Raw genomic sequence first — 15430 nt, 5'->3', positions numbered from 1 at the left:
GTCCTGTATCCGCTGAACCCATCCTGCCGAGCCACCGGCCCGGCCGCGAGGTCAGGCTCCCCTAACCTCGCCGTACAAACTCTCTCGACATCAAGATACACGACATCGAGCCACTTCCGCTGCTTCTGGCCTCCGGATCAAGACACCTTGGGGAGGACCTCGGCAGCGATCAGCTCCAGCTGGTCGAGGTCGGTCAGGTCCAGGAACTGGACGTACTGGCGCTGGGATCCGGCGGCCGCCAGGTGGCCGAGCTGGTCGATGACCTGCGCGGGGGTGCCCATGATCGAGTCCGGCTGCGGGTTGTCGGGGTTGCGGCCCACGGCGGCGGCGCGGCGCTTCACGTCCGCGTCATCCTTGCCGACGACGACGCAGTGCGCGGTCGACAGGGTGAGGGTCTTGGGATCGCGGCCGGCCTCGTCGCAGGCTGCCCGGACCCGGCCGAAGATCGTCTTGATCTCGTCGACTGAGCGGAAGCCGGCATTGAACTCGTCGGCGTACTTCGCGGCCAGCGCCGGCGTGCGCTTCTTGCCGGCGCCGCCGATGATGACGGGCGGGTGCGGCTGCTGGACCGGCTTTGGGAGCGCGGGCGAGTTGACGAGCTGGTAGTGCTCGCCATCGAAGTTGTACTTCTCCCCTACCGGTGTGTCCCACAGGCCGGTGATGATCTCGAGCTGCTCGGTCAGCAGGTCGAAGCGACCGAGGGTGTCAGGGAAGTCGAGTCCGTAGGCCTGGTGCTCCTCCTCGAACCAGCCGGCGCCGAGACCGAGCTCGACGCGGCCGCCGCTCATCTGGTCGACCTGGGCGACGGAGATCGCCAGCGGGCCGGGGTGGCGGAAGGTGACCGGGCTGACCAACGTACCGAGCTTGATCCGGCTGGTCTCGCGGGCGAGTCCGGCGAGCGTGATCCAGGCATCCGTCGAGCCGGGGAGGCCGTCGCGGTCGCCGAACGCGACGTAGTGGTCCGAGCGGAAGAACGCGTCGAAACCGCACTCCTCCGTCTTGCGGGCGACCGCCAGCAGGTCGTCGTACGAGGCACCTTGCTGGGGTTCGGTGAAGATCCTGAGCAACATGCCGCAACGCTATCTCGCGCTGGTGTACAGCTTCTCCAGGTACGACGGTTGCCAGTCGGCGCCGCGCCCGTTGAGCCGCCGCACCAGGCCGTCGACGTCGAGCCGCGGCTCGACCGGGTTGTCCCACCAGTCGGGCACGCTGTCGTACCAACGGTCGATCCGTAGCGTCCGGCCGGCCGCGTCCATCCGCGCGAACAGCCAGCCACCCTGCTCACTCTGCGACTCTGCGAGCCACAGGTCACCCAGCAGCTCGGTGAGCCTCTCAGCCCCGTACTCCGGGTCGTCGACCTCCGGCGGCTCCAGATCGAACCGGTAACTGGGCGCCGCCGGGTCGAGCACCTGCACCTGGATGGTGAAGCCGGACGGTACAACCTTGGTCCGCGCCCGGCACCACTCTCGCAGCGCCCTGAACGCGTCCGATTCCTTGGGCCGCGGCCGAGGACGCTCAACCTCGGCCCGCATGGCTTCCTCGATCGAACCAGCCGGTGTCTCGACCCGCGGCCCTTCCCCGCCCACGACCCCAACCCCTGGGATCGCGACAGGACGGCCTTCGTCCGGTACCACCAGCTTCTCTGGGCGCTCTGGCTGCGCGTCGCCCTCGACCGCAGCCGCAGCCATGTCTTCCGGCTGCGGCTCGTACTCGTCCCGGATCGCCTCAAACTGGGCCGTGACATCATCGTCAGCCGCCGGCTCCTGCTCTTCCGACTGCCGCGCCTCGGCCTCCGCACCAACCTCGAGCACGCCCTCCTGCTCCGGCGCCTCGCCCTGCGCTGCCTCGTCGTCCTGCCCTGCCGCCTCGCCCTGCGCTGCCTCGTCGTCCTGCCCTGTCGCCTCGCCGCCGCCCAGCCCTTGCGCCTCGCCTAGCTGGTGCGCCTTGCCTAGCTGGTGCGCGTCGCCCAGCTCATCCTGCTCGCCCGGCGTTTGCACCCCGCTCAGTTCATGCGGCTCGCTCAGCTCATGCGGCTCGCCCAGGGTTTGCGGCTGCTCGCGTGGCTCGTCCGCCTCGTGCGCAGCCTGCTGCAGCGGCTCTTGAGGCCTGTCGCCTGCCTGCTGCGGTTCGCCCAGCTGGTCGGCGGTCCAGTCGGGCTCGCCGAGGATCTCGTCATGGAAGTTCTCGCCCAGCCGGTAGTCGAAGTCGCCGAGCGGCTCGAGACTGCTGAACCCGCCCGGCGGGATGTCCCGCGCTTCCGGCGCGAACGGTGACCGCTGGTCCGCGTAGTACTCGTCCTCAGGATCCTGCTCGACCACCACCGGAATCTCGGCCGTAGGAGCATCACCCTCAACCTCACCCTGAGGTTCCCCGACCAGCTGATCCCCGCCCGTCAGTCCGTCCCCGGGCTCCTCCGGCTCAGCCTGTACTCCCGCCAGCCGCTCCTCAGCCGCCGCATCGCCAGACCCCCTGGCCGCGACTCCGAAGACTCGCTCGGCGGCCTGCTCGAACGGGTTGACCGCTTGAAGGTGTTCCTCGGTCACCGGCTCCTCGACGGCCCGAACCTCATCGGCACGCTCCGAGAGCCCGTCCCCCGACCCGCCGTCAGCCGCCAGCTCGAACCGCTCGTCGTAGTCCGACCCCTCTTCAGCCGCCCCTTCAGCCGCCGACTCCTCAGCCGCCGACTGGTCACCCGGCGCCTCGTCGCCCGCCCGCGCGAACGGATCGACCCCTTGGACCTGCTCCGCCGCCGGCTCCCCGGCGGCCTCGAACTGCGCGAGATCCAGCAACCGCTCCTCGGTCGGCGGCTCGTCAAGCGCCGAACCTGCCGGCCCCTGGTCGAGACCGGAGACCCCGACCACCCGCTCCTCAGCCGACCGACCCTCCGGCACAAAAGCTGCCGGACCCTGGTCGAGACGATCCAACCCGAGCACCTGCTCCTCGGTCGGCGGCTCGTCGAGCGCTGAATCCGCCGGCCCCTGGTCGAGACCAGCGACCCCGACCACCCGCTCCTCAGCCGACCGACCCTCCGGCACAAAAGCTGCCGGGCTCTGGTCGAGACGATCCAGCCCGAGCACCTGCTCCTCGGTCGGGGGGTCGTCCGAGGCTTGCTCGTGGGGTGTGGGTCCGAGGACGTGTTCCTCGGTCGGAGAGTCGTCAAGCGGCGGGAGTTGGCTGAAGTCCTCCGTGGGCAGCTCTTCTACCGAAGGTTTGGCCGGACCAGCGGCGTGCTGAGCCGCGAGGTACGCGGCGACGTCCTCCACCCACACGCCATTGATCCAGGCGCCCCCGATCCACTCCGGTTTCGCCGGCTCAGCCCGGCCCTCCGGCACATACTCCGCCTCCGGCTCCGACCCTGCCGATCCACCTGACTCCGGCTCCGACGCCAGCTCCGCCGACGGCACCAGCCCCGACTCCACCGCTGGTCCGGGCTCCCGCCCTACCTCTTGCCCCGGCGCCAACTCCCGCTCCGACGCCAACTCCCGCCGTCGCTCCGACGCTAGTTCGCGCTCCGGCGGGAACTTCCGCTCCGACGCTAGTTCCCGCTCCGGCGCTAGCTCCCGCTCAGGGGCTAGCTCCGGCGCTAGCTCGCGCTCCAGCGCGGATCCGGCCAGCTCCCGCCCCGGGGCTAGCTCCCGCTCCGGCGCCAACTCCCGCTCTGGCGCTAGCTCGTCCTCCGGCGCGGATCCGGCCAGCCCCCGCCCCAGGGCTAGCTCGCGCTCCGGCACGGATCCGGCCTCGGGCGCGACCTCGGACCCGCCCACCGACGCCATGCGCTCGTCGCCGGCAGCGGCCTCCGGTACAGGCTCGGGGCTGGCCTCCAGCAGTTCCGTACGATCCTCGAAGGCTCCCGTAGCCTCACCCGGCCCGCTCCCCGGACCACCCGCATCGAGCCGCTCCGGCCCCTCGCCCGGCAGCCCGACGCCGACCCCATCCGCCGACCGCGTGCCATTCGTCATCCCGCCGACGGCTGCCGTCCGGGCGGCATCGCCGTCGCCAAAGCCCTCGACCGAATGCAGCGACGAGCCCCCACCGGAGCCCAGCTGCGCATCCCCACCTGGCCCTGCACCGAAGCGCCCGTCCGAGGCATCCGCGTCGACGGCAATCAGCCCGTCCTGATCGGCGTCCGATGCACTCTCGGCGCGGCCGGTGCCCGCGCTCGGAGCCGACCCGGCGTCCGTGAGCCGTCCGGTGTCGGTTGTCGACCGCGCTTCCAGCGCGCCGGGACCAGCAGTCGGCTGGGCGTCCTGCGCCGACCTAGCGTCCGCTGGCGGCTCAGCCGCCGCGCCAGGCCAAGCGTCGGTGTCCCCGGCCCCGCCGGGGAAGTCTGGGTGGCTGGCGAACGGGCTCCGGGCGGCCGGAGATGCGGCTTCGGGAGTGGATGAGGGCGCGGCAGGTGAGCCCGGATGGCCGACCGACGCAGACGGAGCAAAGGGGCTCTGCGCAGCCAGAGGCGCAGCTTCGGGAGTGGATGAGGGCGCGGTAGATGAGCCCGGATGGCCGACCGACGCAGACGGAGCGAAGGGACTCTGCGCAGCCAGAGGGGCAGCTTCGGTGGATGAGGGCGCCGTGGATGAGCCCGGGTGGCCCGCCGACGCCGGCGGAGCAAAGGGGCTCTGCGCAGGCGGAGGTGTTGCTTCGGGGATAGGTGAGGGCGCGGCAGGTGAGCCCGGATGGCCGACCGACGGGGGCGGGGCGAAGGGGTTTTGGGGAGTGGGGAGCTCGTTTTCGGGGGCGGGGACCGGGGGGATCACGCCGGTGTCGTCGGCGGCGGAGATGCTGGGGACCGGCGGGACTTCGCCGGTTTCGTCGGAGATGGCTGCGATCTCGTTGGTGGCGTCGTCGGCAGACCAGGGCTCGTCACCGGCAGGGGTGTCGCGGATTACGTCCGGTACGTAGGTAGCGGCGGCCGGCGCGTCGGCGAAGAGGCTTGCGTAGAAGTCCTCGCCCTCGTTGAGCGGGCCGCCGACTCGGGGCTCGGATGACGGCAGCTGGGCCATCGCTGGAGTGCCCGCGTCGGCCTGCGCGGGCTGGTCGCCGGTGGAGCGCCCGTACTGGTCGCCTGCTGCCGGCGTGCGCGGGCCGTCGGTTGGTGAGCTGTACGGCACGGGTGACCGGTATGGCTCACCGGCAGCCGGCGCGTGCGGCGTGCTGGGCTGGGATGTGGTGGCGGGTGGGGGGTTGGGGTCTTCGTGTTTGCGGCGGCGGAAGAGGCGGGGCTTCTTGGCGACGACGCCGTAGTCGTCGTTGTGGGCGGCGGCGTCTTCCGGCTGGTACGGCGGGTCCGGGTCGGGCTCCGGGGTGAACGGGGGCTCGGGGGTGTACGGCGGTGGGTCCGGCGCGAAGGGCGAGTCCGGGCGGAACGGGGGCTCGGGGTTGAGCGGCGGTTCCGGGGTGAAGGGCGGCTCGGAGGCAACCGGTGGCTCGGAGATGTAGGGGTCGTTGCCGCCGATGATCAGGTTGGCGTCGTCGCCGATCGGCTGGCCGGTGAACGGGCTGATGCCCGGCGGAACCGCGACGGACTCCTCGTCGTCCGCTTCGTCAACCAGTGCCTCCACAGCCGGATACGCGTCGCGCTGCCCGGCCTGCGTCGAGTACTGGTCGGAAGGGGCGGGCTGATAGGTCGCCTCGGGGGTGGCCCCGCCCTGCGGGGATACGCCAGCTGGCTGGCCTGGTGCCGGCGTGGCGCGCGGCGAGGCGTCGGCAGGTGCTGGGGAGCTGACGGCGGTACCGCTGAACGCCCCTGCAGCGGCCAAGGCAGCACGCAGGTCAGGGTGCTGGGGCGATTGCGGGCCGATGCCGAGGCGGTCGAAGAGGTTGAGGAGGGACTCGGGGGTGATGCCAGTGGTCGCCGCAGTGCGGATCAGCTGGACGCCGACCGGCAGCAGCTCGTCGAGCCCGCCCAGGTAGTCGGCCCACTCAGCCGCCCACTCGATCATCTCGCGGGCGGCCTCCTCGTCGGAGGTGATCCACTCCCCGATCGGCAGGAAGCCGTCGTCCAGCGGCTGCCACGGGTCACCCGGGTACGACGCCCGCGCCCATGTCCCGTTGAAGCTGCCGTAGACGAACCCGAGCTCCCCCGCGGCCATCCGGCGCTTGACCTCGGGCTGCCCGATCCAGGGCGGCGCACCGGCGAGCAGGTCGGCCTCAGCCGTCTGCGTGTGCTGCGTGTGGAACCCGAACAGCACCGCCCGCCCACCGTCGAGCCGCACCATCCGCAGGTCGCTGCCTGTCTCGTCCTGGTGGTACCAGCCGTGCTCGTCCGCGTACCAGCGCCGGTCGTAGCCGGTGGCATGGGCGACCGCGGCGAGGGCGCTCCAGCGGGCGCGCAACTCCTCCGGGTCGTCCAGGTCGACGAGCGGCATCGGTTCTCCTGCTCAAGTGCCAGATCCAGCGATTCAAGCCAGAACGGTACCCGAGAAAGCCACCCTAAGCAGGTCGCGGTTCGAGCACAGCCACGCACTCTATGTGATGCGTCATCCCGAACAAGTCGAACGCCCGCAGCGAACTCACCCCGTACCCCAGTCCCCCGAACGTCTTGAGGTCCCGCGCCAGCGCCGCCGGGTCACACGCCACGTAGGCGATCCGCCGTGGCGACAGTGCCGCGATTCGCCGTACGACGTCCTTGCCGGCGCCAGTCCGCGGTGGGTCGAGCACGACCAGGTCAACAGCCTCCAGCCCTTGCCCGGCCGCGTTGTTCAGCACCTTGGCCACATCCCCGGCCTCGAGCGTCACCGCCGGCAGGTCATGCAGGTTCCGTCGCGCGTTCTTCACCGCGTCCTTGCTGCCCTCCACAGCCAGTACTGCGCACCCCGCCTCAGCCAGGAACGCAGCAAACAGCCCAACCCCGGAGTACAGATCCAGTGCCGTCTCACCCGACCGCGGCTCCAGCCCAGCCAGTACTGCGTCCACCAACGTCTCGGGAGCAGCCGGGTGCGCCTGCCAGAACCCATTGGCCTCCACCCGGAAGCGGCGGTTCCGCACGACCTCCACTACCCGTCCACCGGAGTTGTCGTCGGTCAGTACCGCCGTCTTGCCCTCAGACGACACCACTGCCTTCACCGACGAGGCATCCGGCCACTGCTCATGCAGTACGTCGGGCGTACCGGGGTGCGCGATCAGACACTTGTCGATCATCACCAGGTCATGCGACCGGTGCGCACGCATCCCAGGCCGGCCGTCGACCACGGCGTACCGCATCCGGGTCCGCCACCCGAGTCCGTCGTCACCGGGCGACTCCATCACGATCGCGCGCTCGATCCCGCCGATCCGCCGCAGCGTGTCCGACACCACGGTCGCCTTCAGCCGCCGCTGCTCGACGATGTTGGCGTGCTGGAAGTCGCAGCCGCCGCACCGGCCGGGCCCGGCGTACGGGCAGGGCGGTTCGATCCGCTGCGGTGAGGGCGTCAGCACCTGTACTGCGTCCGCACGGAGGTATTTGGTCGTCTGCTCGGTCACACGGGCGTGCACCAGCTCACCTGGTAGCGCGTGCCGCACGAAGACCACCTGGCCCTCGTAGCGCGCGACACAGTGCCCGCCGTGAGCTACTGGCCCCACTTCCAGCTCCAGCAGCGTCCCGACGATCTGGTCTTCCGTCACCGGTCTCCTGAACTCTTGCGCGCGCCGCGCCGTACTTGGCCGGCTACGCGTTCCTCACGGTCCTGCCGCTCCTCAGCCGCCTGGGACGAGATCAGCTGGTACGGAACGGACGTAACCATCACACCAGGTGTGAACAAGAGCCGTCCCTTGAGCCGCAGTGCGCTCTGGTTGTGCAGGATGTGCTCCCACCAGTGCCCGACCACGTACTCGGGGATGTAGACCATGACCACGTCCCGCGGCGACTGCCGCCGGATATCCCGAACGTACTGCACGATGGGGCGAGTGATCTCCCGGTACGGCGACGCGAGCCGCTTGAGCGGTACCGGGATGTCCCGCGCGTCCCACTCGGCCTGCAACTGCTCCGACTCGTCCCGGTCGACATCGACCGTCACTGCCTCGAGCATGTACGGCCGGGCCGCCTTGGCGAAGGCCAGTGCCCGCAGGGTCGGCTTGTGCAGCTTGGAGACGAGCACGATCGAGTGCACCCGGGCCGGCAGCATCAGCGAGTCGTCGGCGTCGACGGCCATCTCGCGGCCGACCGTGTCGTAGTGCCGGCGGATGCCCTTCATCAGCAGGAACAGCACGGCCATCGCGATGATCGCGATGTAGGCGCCGTGGGTGAACTTGGTCAGCAGCACGATCACCAGGACCAGCCCGGTCATCGTCAGGCCGATCGCGTTGATCACCCGCGAGCGCATCATCTGCGCCCGCTTGGCGCCGTTCGTCTCGGTCTTCAGGTGCCTGGTCCAGTGCCGGATCATGCCGAACTGGCTGAGCGTGAAGGAGACGAACACCCCGACGATGTAGAGCTGGATCAGCTTGGTCACCTCGGCGTTGAAGGCGATGATCAGGCCGACCGCGCACAGCGCCAGCAAGATGATGCCGTTGCTGTAGGCAAGCCGGTCGCCGCGGGTGTGCAGCTGCTTGGGCAGGTACCCGTCCTTGGCCAGGATCGAGGCCAGCACCGGGAAGCCGTTGAACGCGGTGTTCGCGGCCAGCACCAGGATCAGCATGGTCGCGCCGATCACCAGGTAGAAACCGGGCGAGAAGTTGGAGAAGACCGAGTCGCCGATCTGGCCGATCACCGTCTTCTGGGTGTAGCTGTCGCCGACCGGCTGGCCGTTCTGGAGCAGCTGGGTCGCCGGGTCCTCGGCGTAGCGGAGCTTGATCTTGCTGGCCAGGAACAAGATGCTCATCAGCATCGTCACGGCGATCGTGCCGAGCAGCAGCAGCGTGGTCGCCGCGTTCTTGCTCTTCGGCTTGCGGAACGCCGGTACGCCGTTGCTGATCGCCTCCACCCCGGTCAGCGCCGCACAGCCCGAGGAGAACGCCCGGGCCAGCAGGAACGCGCCGGCCAGCCCACCGAAGATCTCGTGCCCCGCCTCGGGCGCGATGTCGAACTTGGCGCTGTCGGCCAGCGGCAGGTCACCCGCGCTGAGCCGGATGAAGCCCCAGATCGCCATCCCGATGATCGAGGCCATGAAGATGTACGTCGGGATCGCGAACAGCGCGCCCGATTCGCGCACTCCCCGCAGGTTCAGCGCCGTCAGGATCAGCACCAGCGTCACGGCCAGCGGAGTTTCGTGGCCGGCCAGGAACGGCAGCGCGGACTTCGCGTTCTGCACACCCGACGAGATCGACACCGCCACCGTCAGCACGTAGTCGACCATCAGCGCGCTGGCCACCGTCAGCCCGGCGGTCGGCCCGACGTTGACCGTCGCGACCTCGTAGTCGCCACCGCCGGACGGGTAGGCGTGCACGTTCTGCCGGTACGACGCGACCACGACGAGCATCACGAAGACGACCAGCAGGCCGATCTTCCAGGAGAACGAGTAGGCCGCCAGACCGGCCACGGACAGGGTCAGGAAGATCTCGTCCGGCGCGTACGCGACCGATGACAGAGCGTCACTGGCGAACACGGGGAGCGCGATCTTCTTCGGGAGCAGCGTCTCGCCGAGCTGCGCGCTGCGCAGCTTGCGTCCGATGAGGATGCGTTTGCCGATGTCGCCTAGAGCGGGAGTCACACCGGTGATGTTAGAGGCAGCACCGGTCCGGTGTAGCGTCTATCCCTGCCGAGACCGATGCCAGCGGCCCCAGGTGGGGCAAGGAGTGATCACGGAGTGCACGTCGTCATCATGGGCTGCGGCCGCGTCGGGTCGACGCTCGCCCGGACGCTGGAGAAGCGCGGTCATACGGTCGCCATCATCGACCAGTCCGCCGACGCCTTCCGCCGGCTGAGCCCCAACTTCTCCGGCCGGACCGTCACCGGGATGGGCTTCGACCGGGAGGTGCTGACCGAGGCCGGGATCGAGGACGCCGAGGCGTTCGCGGCGGTCTCCAACGGCGACAACTCCAACATCCTGGCCGCGCGCGTCGCCCGGGAGAACTTCGGCGTCGGCAACGTCGTCGCCCGGATCTACGACCCCGGCCGGGCCGAGGTCTACCAGCGCCTGGGCATCCCCACCGTCGGCACGGTGAAGTGGACCGTCGATCAGATGATCCGGCGGTTGCTGCCGAGCGGTTCGGAGCCCGAGTGGCGCGACCCGTCCGGCACCGTCCGGCTGGCCGAGGTCTACGTGAGCCCGGGCTGGGTCGGCCGGCTCGCGTCCGACATCGAGAAGGCCACCGGCGCGAAGGTCGCGTTCCTGACCCGGCTCGGCGAGGGCTTCATGCCCAAGGCCGACACGGTGATCCAGGAAGGCGACCTGGTGCACGTGGTCATGCTGGAGAAGGACGCCGCCGCCATCGAGTCCCAACTAGGTACCAAGCCTGAGGAGCTGTGATGCGGGTAGCCATCGCCGGCGCGGGCAACGTCGGACGATCGATCGCGGCAGAGCTGCTGGAGAACGGCCACGAGGTCCTGCTGATCGACAAGGACCCGCGGGCGATCAAGGCCGAGTCCGTGCCGCGGGCCGAGTGGCTGCTCGCGGATGCCTGCGAGCTGTCCTCGCTGGAGGAAGCCGCGCTGCAGCGGTGCCAGGTGGCGATCGCGAGCACCGGCGACGACAAGACCAATCTGGTCGTGTCGCTGCTGGCCAAGACCGAGTTCGGCGTACCGCGGACCGTTGCCCGGGTCAACCACCCGCGCAACGAGTGGATGTTCAACGAGGCCTGGGGCGTCGACGTCTCGGTGTCGACGCCGCGGATCATGTCGGCGCTGGTCGAGGAAGCGGTCTCGGTCGGTGACCTGGTACGCCTGTTCACCTTCCGTCAGGGCGACGCGAACCTGGTCGAGCTGACGCTGCCCGAGGACTCCCCGATGATCGGCCTGCGGGTCGGCGACATCGACTGGCCGGTCGACACCGCCCTGGTGACGATCATCCGCGAAGGCCGCGTACTGCGTCCGGACCCGGAAGGCACCCTCGAACTCAACGACGAGCTCCTCTTCGTCGCGGCCGACGAGACCGAGGAACAGCTCGAGGACATGCTCTCCCCCCACCACCGCAAGTAGTTGTCAGGCCGCACCGAAGCGTTCGGTGTGGATGCGGCGGAGGGGTATGCCACGGGCGGCCAGCTCGTGGCTGACCGAGTGGACCATCGGGGACGGGCCGCAGAGGAAGTAGTTGAGGTGGGCGGGGTTGCGGGGCAGGTGGCGGGTCAGTAGCTCGCCGCCGATCCGGCCGACCTCGCCGGTCCAGTCCGGGCCCGGCTTGCTGAGCACCTCGACCACCTTGAGGTTGAGCCGCCGCCGTACGTCCTCGATCTCCGGCCGGAGCATCATCTCCTCCGCCGTCCGGGCCGCGACGATCAGCCAATGGCGCCGGCGGTCGCGCCGGTCGGCCAGCGTCCGCAACATGCTCAGCATCGGGGTGATGCCGACACCGGCCGCGATCATCATGAAGCCGGCCGAACCGTCGTACCCCTCGATCGTGAACCCGCCGTACGGGCCGTCGAGGAACACCCGCCGGCCGGGGCGCAGCGCGCTGAGCAGCTCGGTGAAGTCGCCGAGCGCCTTGATCGTGAACTGCTTGCGGTACGGACGGACCGCCGTCGAGGAGATGCTGAACGGATGCTCCTCGAAGACGAAGGCGGTCGAGCCGAACTTCAGCCAGGCGAACTGGCCCGCGTTGAACGGTACGCCGTGATGCCGATCCGCCCGGATCGTCAGCGTGACGCCGTCGCCGGGCTCCCGCCGTACCTCCTCCAGCAGGTATGAGCGCCGCCTTGCACGCAAGGGCAACCACAGCCAGCGGCGTACCGTCAGGCCCAGCACCAGCAGCCCGGTACCGAAGAACCAGGCGGCCAGCAACGGCATCGACATCAGGTGCCGCAACCACCAGACATGCAGCCACGCGGTCACCAGCACGATCCACGCCAGCGCGTTGTGGACGAGCCGCCAGCCTTCGTACCGTGGCTGGCGGCGCGCCCTGGTGAGGGCGAGCACGACCATCAGCAGCAGGGCCGCCGTCGAGCAGGTCGCGGCGCGCGCGGCCCAGGTCGTGTGCGCCAGGTCGAAGATCGAGAACCCCCGTGGGTCCTCGATCAGCACCGCGACCAGATGCAGCAGCACCAGGATCGTTGCGGCCCGGGCGATGGAGCGATGGATCCTGAGGATCGTCTCGATCCCGAACGCGGCGATCAGCGGTGAGACCCTGGCCGGCAGGATCACCGCGACCACCAGGGCCGAGAAGGCGACCAGTCCGAGGCTCAGCGCGACCGCCTCGCCGGCCGGCAGATCCTTCGGGCCGAGCGACAGCCAGGTGAGGACGAGCGGCACCAGAAGTGCCTCGAGATAGAGCAGGAACCAGCCGGCTCGCGCGGCCGGTCCGTGGACGTGCGTGGTGACAGCTCTTCGATGGATCATTCCTGATTCCCATCGCTTCCGTGGGGGCGGTGACAGGGAACTTACGCCCGGCGGCGACGCTGCGAGATCGACCGCTTGCAGTCTTGCGACGGGTTTAACAATCCGATTCCTGATCGCCGATTCGCCCCCGGCGACTCCCACTGGCCTGATCCGGCCATCGACGCGCGAGCGATTTCACATCAGGGCCGCGACGGTCTACGGTCTTCCCACCATGAATCGTTTCATTCGGCTGGGGCGGGAGAACCATGAGGGTTCGGCGATGGATCGCAGTGGCGCTGGCGGCAGCACTGGTCGCGGTGAGCCCGGTGCCGATGGCTGAGGCAGCAGCAGCGGACTGGCAAGGCGCTCAATGGATCAGCCCTGACACGGCCGACAGCAAAACCTGGGACGATTTTGTTCTCGACGTCGATTTCACCATCGAGGCGGCGGCCGCGAGCGTTGTCTTCCGGGCGAAGGACACCGGCAGTTTCTACCTGTGGCAGATCAACGCGGCCCTTACTCCGGGCAAGGTGCTGTTGCGGCCGCATGCCAAGGTCGACGGCCGGTTCAGCACGCTCGCCGAGATCGATCTCGGCCCGTTCGACCTCGGTGCTCGACACCACCTGAAGGTCCGGGCCGAGGGCGCCACCATCACGACCTGGATCGACGGCACCCAGGTCAGCCAACTCACCGATACCGCACTCAGCAAAGGCACGGTGGGCTTCCGGTCCTCGACGAGTGGCGGGGTCCAGGAGCGCGCGGCGTACGACAACCTCGCGATCCACAGCCTGGCCGGCGACGAGCTCTACCGGGACAGCTACGACACGGAGCCCGGCGGGCAACTGGAGCCGACCGGTGATCCCACGCTGATCCAGCGCGAGCCGGATGCGCCGATGCTGCGCCGCGAGTTCGCGCTCGGCAAGCCGATCGCCAGCGCTCGCGCCGATGTCTACGGGCTCGGCTTCTACGAGCTCCATCTCAACGGCAACAAGGTCGGCGACCACGTTCTGACGCCCGCCAGTTCGCAGTACGGCGAGCGAAACCTCTACGACTCGTACGACGTGACGGCCGCGCTGCGACGTGGGGCCAACGCGGTCGGAGTCTGGCTCGGGAACGGCTATGGCGCGAACTACAACCCGTACGGTTTCCGTTGGCTCGGGCCGAAGCAGGCGATCGTGCTGATCGACGTCACCTATACCGACGGCACCCATCAGGCGATCACCTCCGACCCCAGCTGGAAATGGTCGACCGGCGCGATCGTCGGCAACGACATCTACGGCGGCGAGAAGTACGACGCCCGCCTGAACCAACCAGGCTGGGACAAGCCGGGCTTCGACGACTCGCGCTGGCTGCCGACCAAGGCCGTCGCCGCTCCCAGCCCGAACCTCTCCCCCAACACCATGCCGGCCATCCGCGTGGTGCAGACACTGCGGCCGGCCAAGCTCACCCAGCCGAAGCCCGGCGTCTACATCTACGACCTCGGCCAGAACATCGCCGGCTGGCCGCGGCTGTCATCCGTGCGAGGTCCGAGGGGCACCACGATCAAGCTGCGGACCGCCGAGGAGCTCGGCAAGGACGGCCTGCTCGACACCTTCACCAACCGGAATGCGGCCGCGACCGACACCTACATCCTCAGCGGGCAGAGCCCTGAGACGTACGAGCCTCGCTTCACCTACCACGGCTTCCGGTACGTCGAGCTGACCGGCTACCCGGGCCGGCCGACGCTGGACACCCTCCAGGGCCGGGTCGTCCACGCCGATGTCGAGTCGACGGGTTCGTTCGACTCCGACAACGAGTTGCTCAACCAGATCTGGCGTAACAACCGCTGGAGCATCCTCAACAACTCGATGAGCCTGCCCACCGACACCCCGGTACGCGACGAGCGGACCCCACCGACGATGGACGTGCAGGCGTATCGCGACGCGGCGGTGCGCGAGTTCGGGATGAACAGCTTCTACGCCAAGTACCTGCGTGATCTGCCGCCAGGCACGGCATTGCCGAGTGACGCGGCCAAAGCGCAGTACCCGGACATGGCCGGCGGCCAGATCAGCCTGGCCTGGACGCTCTACGAGCAGTACGGCGATCGTGCGACCCTCGCGGAGACCTACCCGAAGATGAAGGCGTTCGTGGACAGGAACGCCACCGACGTTCCCAGCCATATCTGGCCGGCGGATCAGGGCTTCGGCGACTGGTGTCCGCCCGACCACGGGCCGGAGGCCAACGACGGCATGGGCAGTCCGTCAGCCGGCGACTGCTTCAGCGAGGTCTCGCTGGTCAACACGGCCTTGTCGTACCAACAGGCCGTCGACGTGGCGAAGGCCGCACAGGTGGTCGGCACGGCGACGGAGGTCAGCCACTACACCGAGCTGGCCGACAGCATCCGGCAGGCGTTCAACGAGCACTTCCTCAGCGCGGACGGTACGACGTACGGGAGCGGTCGGCAGACGACGAGCGTGCTGCCGCTGGCGTTCGGTATGGTGCCGGCTGCGAATGTGAAGGCCGTCGGGGAGCAACTGGTCGCGACGATCCTCAGCAAGGACAAAGGTCATCTCGACACGGGCATCTTCGGCACCCGGTATCTGGTCGACGCGCTGGCGAAGATCGGGCGCATCGACGTGGCGATGACGATCCTGGATCAGCGGACCTATCCGAGCTTCGGTTTCGAGATCGCGCACGGGGCGACGACCTCGTGGGAGCAATGGCTGTACAGCTCGGGGATGGAGACGCACGACCACGCGATGTTCGCGGGGATCAATGCGTCGCTCTACACCGAGTTCGCCGGCATCAAGCCCTCCTCCCCCGGGTACCGGACCGTCACCATCGCCCCGCAGATCCCGCCGCGACTCGGGACCGTCTCGGCCTCGCTCGAGACGGTCAGCGGAAGGATCGCCTCGCGCTGGACGCAGACCGCCGCCGGGATCCGGTTGGCCGTCACGATCCCGGCCGGCGTCACGGCGACCGTCGTTCTCGGCGGCATCACCCACACCGTCGGCGCCGGCCACTGGACCTTCAGCACCAAGACGTGATGCTGCCGGGCGGAGCTGCTAC

General features: G+C 69.2%; 8 protein-coding genes. 3 read left to right on the top strand and 5 right to left on the bottom strand.

Annotated elements, in window-relative coordinates; genetic code table 11:
• Window positions 1-137: 137 nt before the first annotated feature.
• The 4 genes from ABD116_RS31095 to ABD116_RS31080 form a co-directional block, all read right to left on the bottom strand.
• Window positions 138-1070 carry an LLM class F420-dependent oxidoreductase gene (locus tag ABD116_RS31095; RefSeq protein ID WP_343978368.1) on the bottom strand — a complete coding sequence of 311 codons (933 nt, stop codon included), beginning with the start codon at window positions 1068-1070 and terminating at the stop codon, window positions 138-140.
• 9 nt (window positions 1071-1079) lie between these two features.
• The gene (locus ABD116_RS31090) at window positions 1080-6365 is read right to left on the bottom strand and encodes a hypothetical protein (protein WP_343978366.1); all 5286 of its coding nucleotides are present in this window, start codon (window positions 6363-6365) and stop codon (window positions 1080-1082) included.
• A 64-nt stretch (window positions 6366-6429) separates the two neighbouring features.
• Window positions 6430-7599 (bottom strand): class I SAM-dependent RNA methyltransferase, encoded by a 1170-nt coding sequence (locus ABD116_RS31085; protein WP_343978363.1) that lies wholly within the window; start codon window positions 7597-7599, stop codon window positions 6430-6432.
• The gene (locus ABD116_RS31080) at window positions 7596-9623 is read right to left on the bottom strand and encodes an APC family permease (protein WP_343978360.1); all 2028 of its coding nucleotides are present in this window, start codon (window positions 9621-9623) and stop codon (window positions 7596-7598) included. Before ABD116_RS31080 ends, ABD116_RS31085 begins: the two co-directional genes overlap by 4 nt.
• 96 nt (window positions 9624-9719) lie before the next feature.
• On the opposite strand from ABD116_RS31080, the gene ABD116_RS31075 reads away from it, so the two are divergent.
• Both ABD116_RS31075 and ABD116_RS31070 read left to right on the top strand, forming a co-directional pair.
• Window positions 9720-10382: a potassium channel family protein gene (locus ABD116_RS31075; RefSeq protein WP_343978357.1), complete on the top strand. Its 663-nt coding sequence runs from the start codon at window positions 9720-9722 to the stop codon at window positions 10380-10382.
• Window positions 10382-11050, top strand: coding sequence for a potassium channel family protein (locus ABD116_RS31070; protein WP_328323076.1), 669 nt, complete (start codon window positions 10382-10384; stop codon window positions 11048-11050). The genes ABD116_RS31075 and ABD116_RS31070 overlap by 1 nt, the downstream gene beginning before the upstream one ends.
• Before the next feature lie 3 nt (window positions 11051-11053).
• Here the strand turns inward: ABD116_RS31070 and ABD116_RS31065 are convergent, their stop codons facing one another.
• A complete protein-coding gene (locus ABD116_RS31065) occupies window positions 11054-12403 on the bottom strand; it encodes a ferredoxin reductase family protein (RefSeq protein ID WP_343978352.1) in 1350 nt (449 codons plus the stop codon).
• A 245-nt stretch (window positions 12404-12648) separates the two neighbouring features.
• On the opposite strand from ABD116_RS31065, the gene ABD116_RS31060 reads away from it, so the two are divergent.
• Window positions 12649-15408 carry a family 78 glycoside hydrolase catalytic domain gene (locus ABD116_RS31060; RefSeq protein WP_343978349.1) on the top strand — a complete coding sequence of 920 codons (2760 nt, stop codon included), beginning with the start codon at window positions 12649-12651 and terminating at the stop codon, window positions 15406-15408.
• Window positions 15409-15430: the final 22 nt, after the last annotated feature.

The organism is Kribbella koreensis, from assembly GCF_039525325.1.
GTDB lineage: Bacteria > Actinomycetota > Actinomycetes > Propionibacteriales > Kribbellaceae > Kribbella > Kribbella koreensis.
This window is presented reverse-complemented; position numbering and strand designations above follow the sequence as displayed.